Origin of the sequence: Hoeflea sp. AS16, from assembly GCF_038900095.1 — a bacterium.
In the GTDB taxonomy this organism is placed as follows: domain Bacteria; phylum Pseudomonadota; class Alphaproteobacteria; order Rhizobiales; family Rhizobiaceae; genus Hoeflea.
On sequence record NZ_JBBMQQ010000003.1, the window covers coordinates 489058 to 508072 of the forward strand.

Below are 19015 nucleotides of genomic sequence, written 5' to 3' on the forward strand. Positions count from 1 at the left end.
TTTCGCCGGTTTGCAACGCTCAAGCTAGAGTTTCCTGAGCGCCACCTGTTCGATGAGATGGTTGGGCCCCTTGCGCAGGATCAGGTCAGCCCGCGGACGGGTCGGCAGGATGTTCTGGCGCAGGTTTTTCAGGTTGATGTTTTCCCACAGGCTCTCGGCGATGGCGCGGGCGGCATCCTCCTTGATCGCGGCATAGCGGTGGAAGAAGGATTCCGGGTTGCGGAAAGCGGTCTGCCGCAGATTCATGAAGCGGTCGACATACCATTTGTGAATGTCGACCTCCTCCGCATCGATATAGATCGAGAAGTCGAAGAAATCCGAGACGAACGGGACGATCTTGCCGTCTTCGGGCAGATCGCGCACCTGCAGGACATTGATGCCTTCGAAGATCAGGATGTCGGGCCGGTCGATGGTGGTGTATTCGCCCGGCAGCACATCATAGGTCAGGTGCGAATAGCACGGCGCCTTGACGCTGTGCTGGCCGGCCTTGATCTCGGAGAGAAAGCGCAGCACCGCGCCGACATCGTAGCTTTCCGGAAACCCTTTCCGGTCCATCAGGTTTTCGCGCCGCAACACTTCGTTGGGATAGAGAAAACCGTCGGTGGTGACCAGGTCCACTTTCGGGCTGGAGGGCCAGCGCTTCAACAGTTCGGCCAGAACGCGGGCGGTGGTGGACTTGCCCACCGCCACCGATCCGGCGATACCGATGATGAACGGGGTCTTGGCGACATTGGAGAGATTGAGGAAGCGCTTGCGCTGCTCGAACAGAAGCTGAGAGGATTCCACATGCGCCGACAACAGCCGCGACAGCGACAGATAGATCCGCCGCACTTCGTCGAGATTGACCGGATCGTTGAGAGAGCGAAGCCTGCGGACTTCATCCTCGGTCAGGGTCAGTGGCGTATCGGCGCGAAATTCAGCCCAGTTGTCCGCCGTGAAAAAGCGGTAGGGTGATAAATCGTCACCCTTGAAATGATCAAGGGCCGGGGGTTGGATATTGGTCTGGTCCATGCTCACTCCGCCGTGCGGCTCGCCTTCTCGGTGAGGCCCGATTGCACGGTCCGGCCTTCCAACTCTGCCATCACCTCGCCAAGAGGGATATCTGCTATCTTTAGCACGACCATGAGGTGATACAGAAGATCAGCGGTTTCACTGACCAGTTCGCCGCGGCCCTGCGCGGTTGCGGCAATCACTGTTTCGACCGCTTCCTCGCCGAGCTTCTTGGCAGCTTTCGGCATGCCGGCGCTCACAAGCTTCGCCGTCCAGGATTGCGCCGGATCGGCCAGGGACCGCTCGGAAACTATCCGTTCAAGATCGGCAAGAGTGAAGCTGGTCATCGCGGATATCTCTCCTGGGGCATTGTCTCGACAGAACCCGTTCAATTGAGGCGCATGTCGAGCCCGGCATTGGCCATGTGGTGCTTGGCTTCGCTGATCGTATAGGTTCCAAAATGGAAAATCGAGGCTGCCAGCACAGCGGTGGCATGCCCGTCGCGAATTCCCTCGACCAGGTGATCGAGGTTTCCGACACCGCCCGACGCGATCACCGGCACCCGAACGGCATCGGCAATGGTTCGGGTCAGCGCGATATCGTAGCCGGCCTTGGTGCCGTCACGGTCCATCGAGGTGAGCAGCAACTCGCCGGCGCCGCGTTCAACCATCTGCACGGCAAATTCCACCGCATCGATCCCGGTCGGTTCGCGGCCACCGTGGGTGAAGATCTCCCAGCGGTCAGCCTCTCCGGGAGCGGAGACCTTTTTTGAATCGATCGAGACGACGATGCACTGGTTGCCGAACTTGTCGGCGGCTTCGGCGACGAAATCCGGGTTTTTGACCGCGGCGGAGTTGATCGACACCTTGTCGGCGCCCGAAAGCAGCAATCTGCGGATATCGGCCACGGTGCGGACACCACCGCCAACAGTGAGCGGCATGAAGCAATGTTCCGCCGTCTGGGCGACGACATCGAAGATGGTCTCGCGGTTGTCGGAGGACGCTGTGATGTCGAGAAAGCAGAGCTCGTCCGCACCCGCCGCATCATAGGCCTTGGCGGCTTCGACCGGATCGCCGGCATCGATCAGGTCAACGAAATTGACGCCCTTGACGACGCGGCCGTCCTTGACGTCGAGACAGGGAATAACGCGGGATTTCAGGGTCACGAGCGATCCGCCTCTTCAAATTTCGCGGCCTCAACCGCAAGCGTGCCATTCAGGACACCCAGTGCCTCGGCCGGGTCGATGCGACCGTCATAGAGCGCCCGGCCCGAGATCGCGCCTTCGAGACGCGCCGCATCGGGCATTTTCATCCGCACGATGTCGGCGATCGAGGCCAAGCCGCCGGAAGCGATGACCGGGATCGAGACGGCGTCGGCCAGTTCGATGGTCGATTCCCAGTTGATGCCTGTCAGGACGCCATCGCGGTCGATGTCAGTGTAGATGATGGCTGCGACGCCGGCGCCTTCGAAACGCCGGGCCAGTTCGATGACACCGAGTTCGGAGGCCTCGGCCCAGCCTTCAACGGCCACCTTGCCGCCCTTGGCATCAATGCCGACAGCGACGCGGCCCGGGAACAATTTGCAGGCCTCGCGCACCAGATCGGGATCGCGGACCGCGATGGTGCCGAGGATCACACGGGCCAGGCCCTTGTCGAGCCAGGCCTCGATATGGGCCAGGGTGCGGATGCCGCCGCCCAGCTGAACCGGGTTCTTCGTCGCCTTGAGGATGGCCTCCACGGCCGCGCCGTTGACCGACTGGCCTTCGAAGGCACCGTTGAGATCGACTACATGCAGCCATTCAAAGCCCTGCTCCTCGAAGGCACGCGCCTGGGCTGCGGGATCTTCGTTGTAGACCGTGGCCGAGTCCATTTCGCCCAGCTTGAGCCGAACGCACTGGCCGTCTTTCAGATCGATTGCGGGAAACAGGATCATGTCAGGGCTTCCATTTGAGGAAATTGGCGATCAGCGCCAGACCCAGCGTCTGGCTCTTTTCCGGGTGAAACTGGGTGCCTGCCTTGTTGCCGCGCGCCACCGCGGCGGTCACCGGCCCGCCATAATCGGTCATGGCGATCACGTCGGCCGGATCTTTAGCCGACAATTGATAGGAGTGGACGAAATAGGCATGCAGCCCGTCCGGGCCGGTGGGAATGCCATCGAAGAGCGGGTGCGGGGCTTTCAGATCCAGCGTGTTCCAGCCGATCTGGGGGACTTTCAAAGCCGGATTCGATGGCTTGATCTCGACCACGTCGCCGGGGATCCAGTCGAAGCCTTCGGTCACGGTTTTCTCAAGCCCCCGGGTCGACATCAGCTGCATGCCGACGCAGATGCCGAGGAACGGCCGGCCCTTGTCCTCGACCGCGTGGCGAAGTGCTGCATTCATGCCATCGATGGCGTCGAGCCCGGCGCGGCAATCGGCATAGGCGCCGACACCGGGAAGCACCACCCGGTCGGCCCTGGCGACATGATCCGCATCGGCGCTGAGCCTGATCGTGGCCGACACGCCGGCTTCGCGGGCAGCGCGTTCGAAAGCCTTGAGCGCCGAGCGCAAATTGCCCGACCCGTAATCAACTATGACAACCTGCATCAGGTTCAGTTCCTTTCAACCGGCACAAGACCGATGGAGCCGGTTTCCCGGCTGGCCTGACGGCCCAGCTTCAATGACGGGAGGCTGGGTCTGGCGCTTGCGGGCATCGCATTTTTCCTGTCCGCCGTGGCCCGCGCCGCATGGATTTCGAAAGCAATATCCGGATCATCGGCTTCGACCACATCGACAAGACGCCAGCCGCGGCGCTGCAGCGCTGCTGCCCGCCAGCCACGGCCCTCAAGTGCCGTTATCAGCGAAAGCGCCAGATCGAGCGCGATCCCGAGGGCGGGCTGGCCGGCAACACCGGCAAGAACACTCGCAGCGGCCATGACGAGCAGCGCGGCAAAGGCTTCCAGCCACAAGCGGTTGAACAAAAGCCAGATGACCGGCGCGATGATTGCCCATGGCGCAAAGCGGTCAGCGATCACGATCGAACGCTCGTCAGGTACCTGTGCACCGGGACTGGCCAGAACAAGATGGGCGGTCATTGCGGTTTTCTCCGATCAGCCTGAGCCCGAAAGGGATCAGGCCAGCGACCCCTTGGTTGAGGGAATCCGGTCCTTTTGCCGTGGATCAACCTCGCATGCGACGCGCAAGACGCGCGCGACCGCCTTGAAGCAGGTCTCGGCAATATGATGGTTGTTGGCGCCATAGAGATTGGTGACATGCAGCGTGATGCCGCCGTGCTGGGCCAGCGCCTGGAAGAACTCGCGAACCAGTTCGGTGTCGAAGGTGCCGATCTTCGGTGATGTGAAGGTCACATCCCAGACCAGAAACGGCCGGCCGGAAATGTCGATGGCTGCGCGTGTCAGCGTCTCGTCCATCGCCAGGTCCAGCGAAGCGTAACGATTGATGCCCTTGCGGTCACCCAGCGCCTTGGCCAGTGCCTGGCCGATGGCGATGCCGGTGTCCTCGACCGTGTGGTGATCGTCGATGTGCAGATCGCCCTTGGCCTTGATCTCCATGTCGATCAGCGAATGGCGCGACAGCTGCTCCAGCATGTGATCGAAAAAGCCAACGCCGGTGGCGATGGATCCGGTTCCGTTGCCGTCAACAGACAGGGATACGGAAATATCGGTTTCGTTGGTCTTGCGGGCAACGGCAGCGCGGCGCGCGGTCTCGGTGGTGGCCATCAGTCGTCTCCGAACGGTGCATTGCTGCGCTCATTATCAGTCTGCAATCCAAATATCCAGAACGGCTTTGGTCGTTGACGCAGCCCGGATGCGGATAGTTCGCGGCCGGAGACGGATTTGCATTCGCTCCCGAGACACTTACATAGGGCTGACCTCATCATATTGCGGCCGGTCGCGCCGCTTGCAGGAAAGGATGCCACATGGGCGAGCACAACCCCTTCGGCGATATGCACGCAACAACGATCATCACCGTGCGCAAGGGTTCACAGGTGGTGATGGCCGGAGACGGCCAGGTCAGCCTTGGCCAGACGGTGATGAAAGGCAATGCGCGCAAAGTCCGCCGCATCGGCAAGGACAACAACGTGATTGCCGGATTTGCCGGCGCCACGGCCGATGCGTTCACGCTTCTGGAACGGCTGGAAGCCAAGCTCGAGCAATATCCCGACCAGCTGACCCGCGCCGCCGTGGAACTTGCCAAGGACTGGCGCACCGACCGCTATCTGCGGCGGCTCGAGGCGATGATGCTGGTGGCCGACAAGACCGTGACGCTGGCGATCACCGGCAACGGCGACGTACTGGAGCCGGAACACGGTACCATGGCAATCGGCTCGGGCGGCAATTATGCCTACGCCGCCGCGCGGGCGCTGATGGACAGCGACAAGAACGCCGAGGAGATTGCCCGGCGGGCGATGGAAATTGCCGGCGACATTTGCGTCTACACCAATTCGAACATCGTGATCGAAACACTTGACCTCGATTGATCCCGTCAACGCCGGTATGCTGCGCCCGAGTGTTTCACGTGAATCACACGGCGAGGGTCGCACAACCGGGCTGACGGACGCTTCCCTGGCCCTGGGTAATGCGTCGACGGCGAGGAAATCTGATGATTGATGAAACGACGCTCGATCGCGCGGTCAGCACCGGCATTGTCAGCGCTGCGCAGCGTGATGCGCTCTTGTCCCTGGTCCGCGCCCAGGCCGGCGATCGGCAGGTGCCCGCTGAAAACACGACACTGTCGGTCGATGACCAGATGCGACTGGTCGGCGGTGGAAACGATATCTTCGTTACCGTCGGTATCGTGTTGCTGTTTTCCGGCGCGCTGTTTGCGCTGCAGGCGGTGTTGCCGCGTGACAGCATGATGCTCGCCGCCCTGCTGGCTGCGGGAAGCTGGATTGTCGCGGAAATTGTCACACGGCAGAAGCGAATGCGGCTGTCGAGCACCTTGCTGGCCCTGGTGTTCAGCGCATCGGTCCTGACAATCCTCACCGATTTCGTCGGCGCCCAATTCAATGTGCCGGACGTGATCAACACCTTTTCGCTGCTGGCGCTCAAGGATGATGCGCTGCCGATGGGGCTGATACTGGGCGGCGGCCTGATTGCGGCGGCGGCGCTTTATTTCGTCCGCTTCAAGGTTCCGGTGCTTGCGGCAGTCGTGGCGATTGCCGCGACCGGCCTCGCCTTCCTCGCCGCCATGCTGATCTATTACGAACGGATGGTCAGCGGCAGCATCGCCGCGCCTGCGCCGGACCAGTTGGCGCAGGTGGTTTCAAGCGCGCTGGCAATTCCGCTGGTTTGCGGGCTGGTGGTGTTTGCGGCGGCGGTCGCTCTCGATCTGCGCGACCGGGAACGGCAAACCGTCTGGTCCGATTGCGCGTTCTGGCTGCATGTGGTTTCGGCGCCGCTGCTGGTGCACCCGCTGTTCATCCTGGCCACCGGCCAGGACGTGCTTGCCGGCCGCATCGAGCCGGGCATGGGCGCAGGTATCATGCTTGGCCTGATGATTGCCCTGTTCGTGCTGGTGGCGCTGGCGATTGACCGGCGGTCCCTGCTCGCCCCGACGCTGGCCTATTTCGGCTCCGTCGGGATCTACTATCTCGTCAACGGCGCGGCCAACACCACCGGCATTCCGCCATTTGCGCTGATCCTGCTGAGTATCGGCGCCATCGTCATCCTGTTCGGTGCCGGCTGGCAACGGATCAGACGCTTGATAATCCACCCGCTTCTTCCCACATCGCTCCTCGAGAGACTTCCCCCGATAAAGGCATGAACCCGACATGAGCAATTTCTCCCCCCGTGAAACCGTCACCGAACTCGACCGCTTCATCATCGGTCAGCAGGACGCCAAACGTGCTGTCGCGATTGCACTGAGAAACCGCTGGCGGCGGCAGCAGCTCGACGGGATGCTGCGTGAAGAGGTGATGCCCAAGAACATTCTGATGATCGGACCGACCGGCGTCGGCAAGACGGAGATCTCGCGGCGGCTGGCCAAGCTCGCCGGTGCGCCGTTCGTCAAGGTGGAAGCAACAAAGTTCACCGAGGTCGGCTATGTCGGCCGCGATGTCGAGCAGATCATCCGTGATCTGGTGGAAGTCGGTATTTCGCTGGTGCGCGAACGCAAGCGCGCGGAAGTCCAGGCAAAGGCGGTGTTGAATGCCGAGGAGCGCGTGCTCGACGCACTGGTTGGCACCACCGCGTCCCCGGCAACCCGGGAATCGTTCCGCAAGAAGCTGCGCGACGGGCAACTTGACGACAAGGAAATCGAGATCGAGGTGGCCGACACCTCCGGCGGCATGCCGCAATTCGAGCTTCCGGGGATGCAGGGCGCCAATGTCGGTGTTCTCAATCTCGGCGACCTGTTCGGCAAGGCGATGGGCGGACGCACCCGCAAGATCAAGACAACGGTCCGCGAATCCCATGATTCGCTGCTCAATGACGAATCCGACAAGCTGCTCGACATGGAGCAGATCCACCAGGAAGCGTTGAAATCGGCACAGGACGACGGCATCGTCTTCATCGACGAGATCGACAAGATCGCATCCCGTGAAGGCGGTATGGGCGCAGGCGTTTCCCGCGAAGGCGTGCAGCGCGATTTGCTGCCGCTGGTGGAAGGCACGACGGTGGCGACAAAATACGGGCCGGTGAAGACCGATCACATTTTGTTTATCGCGTCGGGCGCGTTCCACGTGTCAAAGCCATCCGACCTGTTGCCGGAGCTTCAGGGCCGTCTGCCGATCCGGGTGGAGCTCAGGGCGCTCAACAAGGATGACTTCCGGCGGATCCTGACGGAGACCGAGGCCAGTTTGATCAAGCAGTATGTGGCCTTGATGGCGACGGAGGATTTGACGCTGGTGTTCACCGAGGATGCAATCGATGCCCTGGCGGAGGTCGCCGTGCATCTGAATTCGAGCATCGAAAACATCGGTGCGCGGCGTTTGCAGACTGTCATGGAGCGGGTTCTCGACGAGATTTCTTTCACCGCTCCGGATCAGCCGGGCTCGACAATCACGATTGATTCAGACTATGTCCGGGAACACGTTGGCGATCTTGCGCAGAATACAGACCTGTCGCGTTTTATTCTCTGAACCGCGATCCCTCGAAGCGCTTCGCAAGCATGATGTGAACACTGGCCTGTGTCAGGTCCGATATCTGTTTACGTGGTGGAGAGGAATATGATTGTGCCCAGCAGCAAGCTCAACGCCGTGATAGCGATCGCAATCGCGTTCACCATGAGCTTCGCCGCCATACCACAGGCCTATTCAGTCGAGCCGGTGCCCAAGGGCAACCGCAATGCCAAGCAGCCTGACATTCCCGGTGCATCCAAGCGCCGCACTGCGGCGACCAAATCGACGTTCGATGCAAAATACGAGAAGATTCGCGACCTGATCGCCGAAGATGCCAAGTTGCGCCGGAAAATACGATCGGTATCGAAGGCCTACAAAATCGATCCGATCCACATTGTCGGGGCGCTGGTTGGCGAACACACCTACAATGTGGATGCCTATGACCGGCTTCAGACCTACTACGTCAAGGCCATCTCCTATGCCGGCGAACGGTTTCGCTTCGAATATGACGGCGAGAGCGTTGTCGATTTCGTCAAGCGTCCGGAATTCGAGGACTGCAAGGAAGATTCAGGCTCGGCCGAGCTGTGGACCTGCCGCGAGGAAGTCTGGGAGAAAACCTTCCGCGGCAAGAAGGTATCCGGCAAATCCTTTCCGGATGACCGCTTTGGCGCGGTGTTCTTCCAGCCTTTCTATGCCGGGCAGACTTTCGGACTGGGCCAGCTGAACCCGCTGACCGCGCTGATGCACACGGATCGCGTCAACAAGGTTTCGAGACTGAGAAAACTCGATGCCGGCAATGCTTCTGAAGTCTACAAGGCAATCATGGAGCCAGATTCGACCTTGGCCTACATGGCCGCGTCAATCGCCGAATCGATCGAGAACTACCGCGACTTAGCCGGATTCGATATTTCCGGCAATCCGGGGCTGACCGCTACACTCTACAATGTCGGCAACAGTTTGCGCAGGGCCCAGGCGCTGGCCTCTGAAAACGCGAAGCGGAAGAAACGTGGTTTGAAACCGAAGCCCCCGAGCGAAAATTACTACGGCTGGCTGGTCAACGAACACGAAGACGAGCTTCGCGAAATCATAGAACGCTGAGTCCCGGCCCGCGCGGCCAGACCTGACCAATCGGATTGGCCGGACTGGCGCTACGGCTTGTCTGCCGGCGGTTCCGACTGGCCAATGTCCGCAGCGGGCCCGGAGGCCAACGCGTCGCTGTCGATCAGTGCTTCGATCTTTTCCAGGGTCGGGACATCGAGTTGCCCAATCGCCGCGGCCAGCTTGTTGGCAACTTTCGTGGCTTGAGGGGTCAGGCCAGAGGTGTTGATGACAACTTTCGGCCGCGACAGGCCGGCGAGCATCTGCAATTCCTCGGCTTCATCCCAGATAATATTGAAATAGCCGATGACGCGCTGGACGAATTCCCAGCTCGGCTCCGAGCGGTTTCCATGCTCCAGCGCCGACAGATAGGCCGGGGAAACGCCAATCGCCATGGCCATCTGCCGCTGGGTAACACCGCGCTCGGCGCGCAATCGCCTCATCGCCTCGCCAAACGGGGTCATCGCGGATTTCCCTTTTCCCGGCGCAGGCGGATGTAAAGCGCGCCCTCGCCGCCATGACTGCGGGCGGCGTCTTCGTATCCCGATATCAGGAAGCGGAACTCGGGCTTGGTCAGCCAGACAGGAACCGCGCGCTTGAGCGCGCCCTCACTGCCGCGCGAGGCGCCCTTGCCGGTGATGACGAGCACATGCCTCAAGCCGCGCTCATGCGCACGCGCCAGAAACCCGAACAGCAGATTGTGCGCCTCACTCTGGGTCAATCCGTGCAGGTCGATGCGGCCATCGATTGGCAGACGGCCGCGCGCCAGCTTGCGGATGACCGGTTTTTCGATCGGATGCGGCGGTTTCCGGGCTGGCGTACGTGCAGCAGGTGCCGGTTGCGCCGGTTTGGCCGGCCTTTCCGGAGCCGCGGGCGGTACGGGTGGCTGGGGTTCGACCGCGAACCAGTCGTCTTCCGGAATTTGCTTTCCCGGGAACGCCTCGATGGTGCGCGTAATCCTGGCCCATATGATCCGGTCTTCGTGGCTCAGTCTGGACTTGTCATTGCTCATGACCGGCCCGCCGTGCAATTTCCGATCCGACCGGAGCAAGAATGACAAACCGGGCGGATGCCTTGATCGAACCGGCCTTTTCGCCGGCTTCTGATCCGCATCCGGCAAACAGGTCACCGCGGGCCGGGCCGACAATCGCGGTACCGGTATCCTGGGCGATCATCAGCCGGGCGAATGGCCGTGGCTCGTCGAAGTCTTCCAACTCAGGTGCTGAAACAAATATCGGTGTGCCGAATGTGTGAATATGCCGGTCGACCGCAAGAGACCGCCCCGGCTCCAGCGGAACCTTGGCAGCCGCCACCGGGCCGAGAAAGTCGTTTTCAACCGCCGCTTTCTCGAAAAAGATGAAAGAGCGGTTCTCCCACATCAGCTTTTCGGACTGCTCGGGATGATCTGCAAGCCATTTCCTGATGCTGGACATGGACACCGTGTCAGCGGAAATCTCGCCGCGTTTGACCAGCAATCCGCCAATCCCGGTAAACGGATGCCCGCTTTTGGCAGCATAGGTTATCCGCTCGATCCGCCCGTCAGCGAAACAAAGCCGGGCACAGCCCTGTATATGGGCAAAGAACACATCGACCCGGGAACTTGCCCAGGCGATCTCGAGGCCCTTGCCGTCGAAAGCGCCGGATTCGATGGCTTGCCTGTCCGGGCAGCAGTCTGTGCTATCCGCACCGGCAAGCATGAAAGCATGGCCGGCGGGGATACCGGCGGGCGGATTTTCCGGGTCCGGAACCTTGATCAGGTTCTCCGGCTTGCGCAGGAAAGGAAATCGATAGCCGGATTCAGGTGTGCTACTGACAGCCACTTCCGGTTCGTAATAGCCGGTGACCAATCCATCGTCGTCCAGCGGCGTGACTGCCACCGGCCTGAACCAGGTTTCAAAGAACGAGCGGGCTTCGGCATCCGGTAGATAGCCGGATTCAGAGGTTGATTGCGCCAGGGCCGCGGCATAAGCAGGCTGGAATTCAGCGTGGCTCAGGCCAAGTGAACCGGTACGGTAGGATCTAATTGTTGTCGCGTGGGCGGCAGAACGGCGAAATGCGGCGAAGGCCGCCGCCGGTCTGTCTTCCGCCCAACCGGGAAGGGTCGAGAAGTCTTCCCGGCCAAGCGACAACCTCATTACTGATCGGCTTCCGTCGCAATCAGACGCCAGTTGGGATCGCGTGAGCGCGTGTCCCGGGCGAAGGTCCAGACATCGTTGACATCGGTGACCTCAACGAGATCACCCTCGATGACTTCGCCATCCTTGTCGAGCGTCGCTGAAATCAGCTGGCTGATGATCCGAAGCGTGATGTTGGCTTCCGTGCCCTTCATCTCGGCCTGAATGATCGAGGCTTTCTCGATGCCGACGAAATTGGACCGGACGGTTTCGCCCTTCGATTCGCGTTCTTCGATGGCAGCGACGAAGCCATCGAAGACTTCACGCGACAGCAGGCTTTTCAAGGTTTTGCGATCGCCTTCGGCATAGGCCGACACGATCATCTCGTAGGCCATGCTGGCGCCACCGACAAACTCCTTGGGATCAAAGGACGGATCGGCGGTTACCACCTCACGCAGACCCTTGTTGAGTTCCGTGCCCGGCTCGGCATAGGCGTCGACAGCGGCAAACATGTCGGGCTCCTGGTTTTCCCGGCCACGGCGCGGCAATGTCACCACCTTGGGATCGTCCAGCCCTTCAGGCGCCTCTGCCTGTTCACGGCGGGCGATCTGGTCCTGCGGCGGGCGTTCATGGCCGGTGCGTTTGCCAAGCACCGACCTGAGCTGGATGAATATGATCACCGCCGCCACAAAAAAGAAGAACGTCACAAAATCAAAGGAACCCATTCCCGCCTTCTTTCGGTTACATCATCAATCAGGATGCATATAATCCCCTCGGGCCCATCAATCAAAGGGTCACGCGATTCTATTTGTCATCGGCTCAACAAACAGGCCGGTCCCGACTTCGGATAATCCCTCATGCGCTTTTCCCTGATCCCGTTTTTGCTGCTCGTTGTGCCATTGGCCGAGATTGCTGCTTTTGTTGTCATTGGCGGCCAGATCGGCGTCTGGGCAACGCTCGGCATGGTTCTGCTGACCGCGATTATCGGCAGCTTTCTGCTCAGGTGGCAGGGCGTGGGCCTGTTCAACCGGATCAACACGGAACTGCGGGCCAATCGCGTTCCCGGCCGCGAACTTGTCCATGGGGTGATGATCCTGGTGGCCGGCGTGTTGCTGCTGACACCCGGGTTCGTCACCGATAGCCTGGGATTCCTGCTTTTCATTCCCGCCCTTCGCGATCTCGTGTGGCGATCTGTGAAGGACCGGATTGTCGTGCAGACCATGTCGAGCGGCTTTTCCAGCACGACGCGGAGGCCCGGCGCCAGCGAAGGGGTCGTGGATCTCGACGAGGATGAATTCAGCCGCAACCCGGACCCGTCGTCTCCCTGGTCGGAGCAGACAGATCGTCTGTCCAGGCCCGGCAAGCCGGACAGCAACAGCTCAAACGGGTTGTAAGGCTTGTGACGAAATGCTAGCCCAAGGCCGAACAATTTACCGGATAACCGCATTCGCGGATGAACAACAGGGAAGAGCCAGATGGCAAAAGATACTACCGGCAAAGGCGGCGCAGCAGCAGCAACTGAAGCACAGGGAAATGGTCAGGCACCGACACTGAACATTCTGGCCCAGTACATCAAGGATCTGTCTTTTGAGAACCCGGGCGCGCCGAAGTCGCTTGGCCCGCGCGAGAAGGCTCCCGACATCAACATCAATGTCAACGTCAATGCCAATCCGTTGAGCGAGACCGAATTCGACGTTGTGTTGACCATGAACGCCGAAGCCAAGAGCGGCGATGCAGTGCTGTTCAATGTCGAGCTGACCTATGGCGGCGTGTTCCGGGTGGCGAATTTCCCGCAGGAACACATGCTGCCGCTGCTTTTCATCGAATGCCCGCGGATGCTGTTCCCGTTCGCCCGTCAGATCGTTGCCGACGCAACCCGCAATGGCGGCTTCCCGCCGCTTCTGGTTGATCCGATCGATTTCGCGCAGATGTTCCAGCAGCGCATGGCGGAAGAAAACGCCAAGGCCCAGGTTGAGCCCAAGGTCAACTGAGACCTGTTTTCGCAACAGAATTCAGCCAATTGAAAGCCGCCTTCGGGCGGCTTTTTTCATGGCACCGAAGACAGGATCAGTTTTCGCCGGACACCTTGTGCCACAACGCATCCTTGCCGATGCGTTCGATCAGGGCCGCGTGGGCCTCGATCTCGATTTCGGTGATGCGCGGAGGAAGCGGCCGCGGCCGTTGTCCAATGGTGGCAACTTCTTCATTTTCCGTGCGCTCGACGGTGGCTGTGTCCTTGTTCGACAGGCCAAGCGCTGCCTGACGGCCACCGAGCATCTCGATATAGACGTCGGTCAGCAGTTCGGCATCAAGAAGCGCGCCATGCTTGGTCCGGTGCGCGTTGTCGATGCCATAGCGGCGGCAGAGCGCATCGAGGCTGTTGGGGCCCATTGGATGGCGGCGGCGCGCCAGTGACAAGGTATCGATCACCAGTTCCGGCGCGACCGCGGGAATACCAACCCGCTGATATTCGGTATTGAGAAAGCCCATATCGAAGCTCGCATTGTGAGCGACGTAGTGGGCACCCTCGAAAAACGCGGCGATTTCTTCCGCGACTTCGGCAAAGACCGGCTTGTCCGCCAGAAATGCGTCGGTGATTCCGTGCACCGCCAGCGCGTCAGGATGCACCTTGCGGCCGTCCGGATTGATGTAGAGATGCAGCGACCGTCCGGTCGGAAACTGGTTTTCGAGTTCAACACACCCGATCTCGATGATCCGGTCGGCCTGGTTATCAAGGCCGGTGGTTTCCGTATCGAAAACAATCTCGCGCATATTATTCACCCTGCCTGCTGGATTTTTGAAGCGCCGCGACAATATCGGCGACCTGACGCCGGGCCGCTTCAAGCCCTTGCCCGGTATCTATCACATAGTCGGCGCGGGCACGCTTTTCCGCGTCCGGTGTCTGCCGCGCCAGAATTGCCTCGAATTTCTCGGCTGTCATTTCCGGGCGCGCCAGAACCCGCTGGCGCTGGATTGCGGGTGCGCAGGTGACGACGACGACCACATCGACCCGGTCGGTGGACCCGGTTTCAAACAGCAGCGGAATGTCCAGAAGCACCATGGGCGCACCACGCGCCGCCGCTTCATCGACAAACTGCTTCTCGCGGGCCCGCACCAGCGGATGGATGATCGCTTCGAGGCGTTTGAATTCCTCCGGCGCGGACATGAGCTTGGCTGAGAGAACCTGCCGGTCGACCACGCCATCGGGCGCGGTTCCAGGAAAGGCTGCCTCGATCAGCGGGGCGGCTTCGGCGCTGTAGAGGTCATGGACAATCTCGTCGGCACTGATAACCGGCACGCCGAGAGATTTGAACATGTCGGACGTGGTCGATTTTCCCATTCCGATCGAGCCGGTCAGGCCGATGATGATCATGCATGCGCCTCCATGTCTGCAACGATCAGCCGTCGCAGTTCCGGGGTAACTTCCGGGGTCAGCCCGAACCATTTTGCAAAACCGGGTACCGCCTGGTGAAGCAGCATTCCCAGCCCGTCAACCGTTCTCAAACCCTGGCTCCTTGCCATGGCGAGGATCGGGGTTTCGAGCGGAATGTAGACAATATCCGTGACCAGGGCGTTGTCTGCCATGACGGTAAAATCGATTGCGGGGGCTTTGCCGCCCTCCATGCCGAGAGAGGTGGTGTTCACAAACAGGTCAGCCCCGCGCAAAAGACCGGAAAGCCGGTCCATGCCATGGGCTGCAACGCGCGGGCCGAATTGACCGGCCAGGGCCTCTGCCCTTTCCACCGTGCGATTGACGATGTGGACCGCTTGGAAACCGCGTGAGAGCACAGCATGGATGACCGCCCGGCTGGCACCGCCGGCGCCGAGGATGACGGCGGTCTTGCCGGTGTCCCATCCGGGCGCGTGATCATCGAGATTGGCGGCAAAACCGTGCGAATCGGTGTTGGTTGCCATCAAGCGCCCATCCTCGAGCCAGAGCGTATTGGCCGCACCGATCTGCCGCGCGATATCGTCAACCTGATCGACCAAGGCCAGGATGGCCTCCTTGTGCGGGATCGTGACATTGCCGCCGACAAGGCCGGACGACCCGTCCTTCAGCGCCGCGACAAAGGATGGCAGCTCTTCGGGCGAGACCTGAACCGGGTCATAACTGCCCTCAAGGCCTGCCTGGCTGAGCCAGTATCGATGGATCAGGGGCGAACGCGAATGGCCGATCGGATAACCGATAACGAATGCCTGGCGCCGGTTGTCATCAAGATCAGCCATCTATGGCTTCCAATTGCCTGAGTTCGGAGAGCAAGGGCAGCAGCGGGAGCCCGATGATGGTGAAATAGTCACCCTCGATACGCTCGAACAGCTGGATCCCCTCGCCTTCGAACTGGTAGGCGCCAACAGATGAAAGCGCGGCGGCACCGACATTGGACAAATGGCGGCCGACAAATCCCGGATCGAGATCGCGCATTTTCATCCGCGCGACAGACATATGCCGCCAGATGGTTTCGCCGTCCCTTGCCAGAACCACGGCGCTGTTGAGTTCATGGGTCTTGCCGGATAGCGCAAGAAGCCGGCGGCGGGCTTCATCCATGTTGGCCGCCTTGTGATAGATCTCGCCTTCGAACGACAAGGTCTGATCGGAGCCAATGACAATCGCACCGGGATTGCGGGCGGACACATCCTGGGCCTTTGCTTCGGCAAGAACCGACGCGACATCCTCGGGTTCCAGCCCGTCGAGGGTCTCCTCGACTGCCCGTTCATCGATCTGAGCAGGCTCGACATCAAATGTCAGGCCGGCATTTTCAAGCAGGGCTTTCCTGAAAGGGCTGGCCGAAGCAAGTACGAGGCGCGGCGGCATGGACGTCTCCTGGTTCGAGGCCGGTCAAGGCTTGGGGGTTAACGCCACTTCGGGCGCAAGGCAAGAATCGCCGCGGCGGTCTCCTCGATGGAGCGGCGGGTGACATCGATCACCGGCCATCCGTGACGTTCACACAGGGATCTCGCATATTTGAGTTCCTCGCTGATCAGGGAGCGGTCGGTGTAGTGCTCGCCCTGGTATCCGGCGGTTGCGCCGAGAACCCGGTTTTGCCTGACCTGGGCAATGCGGTCGACCGACGCGATCAGGCCGACGACAACCGGCTTCGTCGCCTTGATCAGGCCTTCCGGCAACGGCACGCCATGCACGATCGGGATATTGGCGGTCTTGATGCCGCGATTGGCGAGATAGATGCTGGTCGGTGTTTTCGAAGTCCGGCTGATACCGAGGATAACGAGATCGGCCTCGTTGAAATCGAGCGGCAGCTGGCCGTCGTCATGATCGAGGGTGAAATTAAGTGCGTCGATGCGTTTGAAATATTCCTCGCCCATATAATGCTGGGCGCCGACCCGGCGGCGCGACGGGGCACCGAGATAGGACTGGAACACATTGATCACCGGTTCCAGGACAGAGACGCTTGGAAGGCCCATATCCCGGCATTTGAGCTCGATGATCGATGCAAGTTCGGAATCGACGATGGTATAAAGCACGATTCCCGGCGCACCATCGATGGCGTCGAGGACCGCGATCAGCTGCTTGCGGGTACGGATCAGCGGATAGACATGTTCGAGCGCCTGGGCGCCCTGGAACTGCGCTGCCGCCGCACGGCCGGCGGCCATCAGGGTTTCACCGGTCGAATCGGAGATCAAATGCAGATGGAAATAGTTTTTTGTCTGCTCCACAATATTCTCCGGGGGGTGTTGATAAACCGGGACAAGAACGAACTAGGCGGCCCGCACCCGAGATTGCAAGGGATAACCCACCGGTTTTTCCACAATGGCTGTTTTGAGGAAAGTCTCAGCGGCGGTTTGTTGAACAATCGGGATAAATCCGGACTGTGGCTGAAGACGGACATTTTCTGATTTTGTTAGAGTCTTGGAATTATGCGTCAATTTGAAGCCGGACCGGTCAAACCGGCAAATCAGATTGGTCTTCCGCGTTGTCCCCGTCTATATGAGCAAGCTGTGGATGAAATGTGGATAAACACGGATCCCCGTAAAACACAGAGTCTAAGAATCAGAATCCTTTTCAAGAAGGATTTATTTAAGGGAAGTGGTGGATGACAAAACCCGGCGATCGCAAAGTCATGAAGGTATTGGCCGGAGAAACCGTGTTCCCTCCACCCGTGTGGCTGATGCGTCAGGCAGGGAGGTATCTGCCGGAGTATCGAGCGACACGATCAAAGGCCAAGGGGTTTCTCGATCTGTGCTATACGCCGGATCTGGCCGTTGAAGTGACACTGCAGCCGATAAGGCGATTTGGCCTTGATGCGGCAATCCTGTTTTCTGACATCCTGGTGATCCCGGATGTGCTTGACCGGAATGTGCGGTTTGTCGAAGGCACGGGTCCCCTGATGGATCCAATTGCTCCGGAAGCGATTGCTTCGCTTGATGCGTCGAACATGCACACGCACCTTGCTCCGGTTTACGAGACTGTCCGGCGGCTGCGGGCCGAATTGCCTGCTGAAACAACGCTGCTCGGTTTTTGTGGCGCACCCTGGACTGTTGCCACCTACATGATTGCCGGCCGCGGGACACCGGACCAGGCACCGGCGCGGCTGTTTGCCCTGCAGCATCCTGAAGCCTTCATGACGCTTCTGACGCTGCTTGCGGAGATATCGGCGGACTATCTGATCGCCCAGATCGATGCGGGCGCGGACGCGGTGCAGATTTTCGATTCCTGGGCAGGCGTATTGTCGGAACGGGATTTCGGCCGGTTCTCGATTGCACCGGTGAAACACATGGTCGACCGGATTCACCGGGAAAGACCGGGCGTGCCGGTTATCGGCTTTGCCAAGGGTGCCGGCGCAATGCTTGAAACCTACAGGGAAGCGACGGGTGTGGACTGCGTTGGTCTCGACTGGACGGTTCCATCCAAGCTTGCACGGAAAATCCAGTCCGGTGGTGCGGTACAGGGCAATCTGGATCCGTTGCGGATGGTGGCCGGCGGTGCGGCGATCGATGAAGGTGTCGACGAAGTGCTTGAAACGCTGGGCAACGGTCCGCTGATCTTCAATCTCGGGCATGGAATCACACCGCAGGCCGATCCGGAAAACGTCACCCGTTTGGTGAACCGTATCCGAGGAGCTGAAAAACGGTGACAGGCGACAGCGCGACAAGTCACAGCGAAGGCCGCAAGGCCCGCACCAAGGCCTATGCCAGCATTGCCGTGGTGGTGCTGATGGCGGTGGCCGCCTGGTGGTTTGAACCCGACTGGCTCTATGGCTGGCTCAAGGTGCTGCATGTCGTTGCCGTCATCTCGTGGATGGTCGGGCTGTTCTATCTGCCGCGGCTGTTCGTCTATCATGCGGATGCGGCGACGGCGGGCGAGCCGTCGGCGACGTTCGTGGTGATGGAACAACGCCTGGTCAAAGTCATCATGAACCCGGCGATGATGGTGTCCTGGGTGGTGGGGCTGTGGCTGGCCTGGAGCGGGTTCGGGTTTTCCGGTGCCTGGTTGTGGATCAAGATCGCAGCCGTGGTCGGGCTCACCGTGTTCCACGTCTTCCTCAGCCGTTCTGCGCGCAGGTTCGCGGCTGGCGAGAACACCATGACGGCGCGGCAATGGCGGATGGCAAACGAGATTCCCACCCTGCTGATGATCATTGTGGTGATCATGGTAATCATCAAGCCATTCGCCTGATATCGGCGATTGCCGGCTGCAGTATCTGCGATGGGTCCAGAATCTGTGGTAACGGGGCTTGCGACGTTTCACGTGAATCGCTATCTAGCAAGCAACGCCTTCTATGGCGGGCGCCAGTATCA

24 protein-coding genes are annotated in these 19015 nt (G+C 60.4%); 8 read left to right on the forward strand and 16 right to left on the reverse strand.

Translation table 11 applies throughout. The annotated features are described in order from the left end of the window. Positions 1-24: 24 nt before the first annotated feature. Genes coaA through hisB form a run of 7 tightly spaced genes read right to left on the reverse strand, consistent with a single transcriptional unit; the run spans position 25 to position 4707 of the window. Complete coding sequence (gene coaA, locus WNY80_RS10660) at positions 25-1017, reverse strand: type I pantothenate kinase (RefSeq protein WP_342887342.1); 993 nt, start codon at positions 1015-1017, stop codon at positions 25-27. Beyond that, positions 1014-1337 carry a phosphoribosyl-ATP diphosphatase gene (locus tag WNY80_RS10665; RefSeq protein ID WP_342887343.1) on the reverse strand — a complete coding sequence of 108 codons (324 nt, stop codon included), beginning with the start codon at positions 1335-1337 and terminating at the stop codon, positions 1014-1016. Before WNY80_RS10665 ends, coaA begins: the two co-directional genes overlap by 4 nt. A 41-nt stretch (positions 1338-1378) precedes the next feature. Continuing rightward, positions 1379-2155, reverse strand: coding sequence for an imidazole glycerol phosphate synthase subunit HisF (gene hisF / locus WNY80_RS10670; protein WP_342887344.1), 777 nt, complete (start codon positions 2153-2155; stop codon positions 1379-1381). Continuing rightward, positions 2152-2922, reverse strand: a complete 771-nt coding sequence (gene hisA / locus WNY80_RS10675) for a 1-(5-phosphoribosyl)-5-[(5-phosphoribosylamino)methylideneamino]imidazole-4-carboxamide isomerase (RefSeq protein ID WP_342887345.1) — start codon at positions 2920-2922, stop codon at positions 2152-2154. The genes hisF and hisA overlap by 4 nt, the downstream gene beginning before the upstream one ends. 1 nt (position 2923) lies before the next feature. Continuing rightward, the gene (hisH, locus tag WNY80_RS10680) at positions 2924-3574 is read right to left on the reverse strand and encodes an imidazole glycerol phosphate synthase subunit HisH (protein WP_342887346.1); all 651 of its coding nucleotides are present in this window, start codon (positions 3572-3574) and stop codon (positions 2924-2926) included. A 5-nt stretch (positions 3575-3579) separates the two neighbouring features. Next, on the reverse strand, positions 3580-4062 hold the full coding sequence (locus WNY80_RS10685) for a DUF2628 domain-containing protein (RefSeq protein ID WP_342887347.1): 483 nt from the start codon (positions 4060-4062) through the stop codon (positions 3580-3582). A 36-nt stretch (positions 4063-4098) separates the two neighbouring features. Beyond that, the gene (gene hisB / locus WNY80_RS10690) at positions 4099-4707 is read right to left on the reverse strand and encodes an imidazoleglycerol-phosphate dehydratase HisB (RefSeq protein ID WP_342887348.1); all 609 of its coding nucleotides are present in this window, start codon (positions 4705-4707) and stop codon (positions 4099-4101) included. Between the two features lie 200 nt (positions 4708-4907). Here hisB and hslV point away from each other — a divergent pair, with 200 nt between their 5' ends. The 4 genes from hslV to WNY80_RS10710 all read left to right on the forward strand — a co-directional run bounded on the left by hslV (position 4908) and on the right by WNY80_RS10710 (position 9146). Further along, entirely contained in the window at positions 4908-5468 is a 561-nt protein-coding gene (gene hslV / locus WNY80_RS10695) for an ATP-dependent protease subunit HslV (protein ID WP_342887349.1), read from the forward strand. 122 nt (positions 5469-5590) lie between these two features. After that, positions 5591-6754: a hypothetical protein gene (locus WNY80_RS10700; RefSeq protein ID WP_342887350.1), complete on the forward strand. Its 1164-nt coding sequence runs from the start codon at positions 5591-5593 to the stop codon at positions 6752-6754. 7 nt (positions 6755-6761) lie between these two features. Further along, positions 6762-8069: an ATP-dependent protease ATPase subunit HslU gene (hslU, locus tag WNY80_RS10705; RefSeq protein WP_342887351.1), complete on the forward strand. Its 1308-nt coding sequence runs from the start codon at positions 6762-6764 to the stop codon at positions 8067-8069. Between the two features lie 144 nt (positions 8070-8213). Then, the gene (locus WNY80_RS10710) at positions 8214-9146 is read left to right on the forward strand and encodes a DUF1402 family protein (RefSeq protein WP_342887492.1); all 933 of its coding nucleotides are present in this window, start codon (positions 8214-8216) and stop codon (positions 9144-9146) included. Between the two features lie 50 nt (positions 9147-9196). On the opposite strand, the gene WNY80_RS10715 is transcribed toward WNY80_RS10710, so the two are convergent. Genes WNY80_RS10715 through WNY80_RS10730 form a run of 4 tightly spaced genes read right to left on the reverse strand, consistent with a single transcriptional unit; the run spans position 9197 to position 11985 of the window. Next, complete coding sequence (locus WNY80_RS10715) at positions 9197-9610, reverse strand: helix-turn-helix domain-containing protein (RefSeq protein ID WP_342887352.1); 414 nt, start codon at positions 9608-9610, stop codon at positions 9197-9199. Further along, entirely contained in the window at positions 9607-10158 is a 552-nt protein-coding gene (locus tag WNY80_RS10720; protein WP_342887353.1) for a Smr/MutS family protein, read from the reverse strand. Before WNY80_RS10720 ends, WNY80_RS10715 begins: the two co-directional genes overlap by 4 nt. Further along, positions 10148-11281, reverse strand: coding sequence for an MltA domain-containing protein (locus WNY80_RS10725; protein ID WP_342887354.1), 1134 nt, complete (start codon positions 11279-11281; stop codon positions 10148-10150). The genes WNY80_RS10720 and WNY80_RS10725 overlap by 11 nt, the downstream gene beginning before the upstream one ends. Next, positions 11281-11985, reverse strand: coding sequence for a Tim44/TimA family putative adaptor protein (locus WNY80_RS10730; protein WP_342887355.1), 705 nt, complete (start codon positions 11983-11985; stop codon positions 11281-11283). The genes WNY80_RS10725 and WNY80_RS10730 overlap by 1 nt, the downstream gene beginning before the upstream one ends. 132 nt (positions 11986-12117) lie before the next feature. On the opposite strand from WNY80_RS10730, the gene WNY80_RS10735 reads away from it, so the two are divergent. Together WNY80_RS10735 and secB are read left to right on the forward strand one after the other, a co-directional pair. Next, positions 12118-12654: an FxsA family protein gene (locus tag WNY80_RS10735; RefSeq protein WP_342887356.1), complete on the forward strand. Its 537-nt coding sequence runs from the start codon at positions 12118-12120 to the stop codon at positions 12652-12654. A gap of 81 nt (positions 12655-12735) precedes the next feature. Further along, complete coding sequence (gene secB / locus WNY80_RS10740) at positions 12736-13251, forward strand: protein-export chaperone SecB (RefSeq protein WP_342887357.1); 516 nt, start codon at positions 12736-12738, stop codon at positions 13249-13251. A 76-nt stretch (positions 13252-13327) separates the two neighbouring features. Here secB and dnaQ read toward each other — a convergent pair whose 3' ends face one another. From dnaQ to WNY80_RS10765, 5 genes are read right to left on the reverse strand one after another with little or no spacing between them, the layout of a single operon-like run. Further along, the gene (dnaQ, locus tag WNY80_RS10745) at positions 13328-14032 is read right to left on the reverse strand and encodes a DNA polymerase III subunit epsilon (protein WP_342887358.1); all 705 of its coding nucleotides are present in this window, start codon (positions 14030-14032) and stop codon (positions 13328-13330) included. Position 14033: 1 nt separating this feature from the next. Next, the gene (gene coaE / locus WNY80_RS10750; RefSeq protein ID WP_342887359.1) at positions 14034-14633 is read right to left on the reverse strand and encodes a dephospho-CoA kinase; all 600 of its coding nucleotides are present in this window, start codon (positions 14631-14633) and stop codon (positions 14034-14036) included. Further along, the gene (locus WNY80_RS10755; RefSeq protein WP_342887360.1) at positions 14630-15487 is read right to left on the reverse strand and encodes a shikimate dehydrogenase; all 858 of its coding nucleotides are present in this window, start codon (positions 15485-15487) and stop codon (positions 14630-14632) included. The genes coaE and WNY80_RS10755 overlap by 4 nt, the downstream gene beginning before the upstream one ends. After that, positions 15480-16073 (reverse strand): Maf-like protein, encoded by a 594-nt coding sequence (locus WNY80_RS10760; protein ID WP_342887361.1) that lies wholly within the window; start codon positions 16071-16073, stop codon positions 15480-15482. Before WNY80_RS10760 ends, WNY80_RS10755 begins: the two co-directional genes overlap by 8 nt. Positions 16074-16111: 38 nt before the next feature. Then, entirely contained in the window at positions 16112-16933 is an 822-nt protein-coding gene (locus tag WNY80_RS10765; protein WP_342887362.1) for a pyruvate, water dikinase regulatory protein, read from the reverse strand. Positions 16934-17310: 377 nt separating this feature from the next. On the opposite strand from WNY80_RS10765, the gene hemE reads away from it, so the two are divergent. Together hemE and hemJ are read left to right on the forward strand one after the other, a co-directional pair. Beyond that, on the forward strand, positions 17311-18351 hold the full coding sequence (hemE, locus tag WNY80_RS10770) for a uroporphyrinogen decarboxylase (protein ID WP_342887363.1): 1041 nt from the start codon (positions 17311-17313) through the stop codon (positions 18349-18351). 80 nt (positions 18352-18431) lie between these two features. After that, positions 18432-18893, forward strand: coding sequence for a protoporphyrinogen oxidase HemJ (hemJ, locus tag WNY80_RS10775; protein WP_342887493.1), 462 nt, complete (start codon positions 18432-18434; stop codon positions 18891-18893). Positions 18894-19015 lie beyond the last annotated feature (122 nt).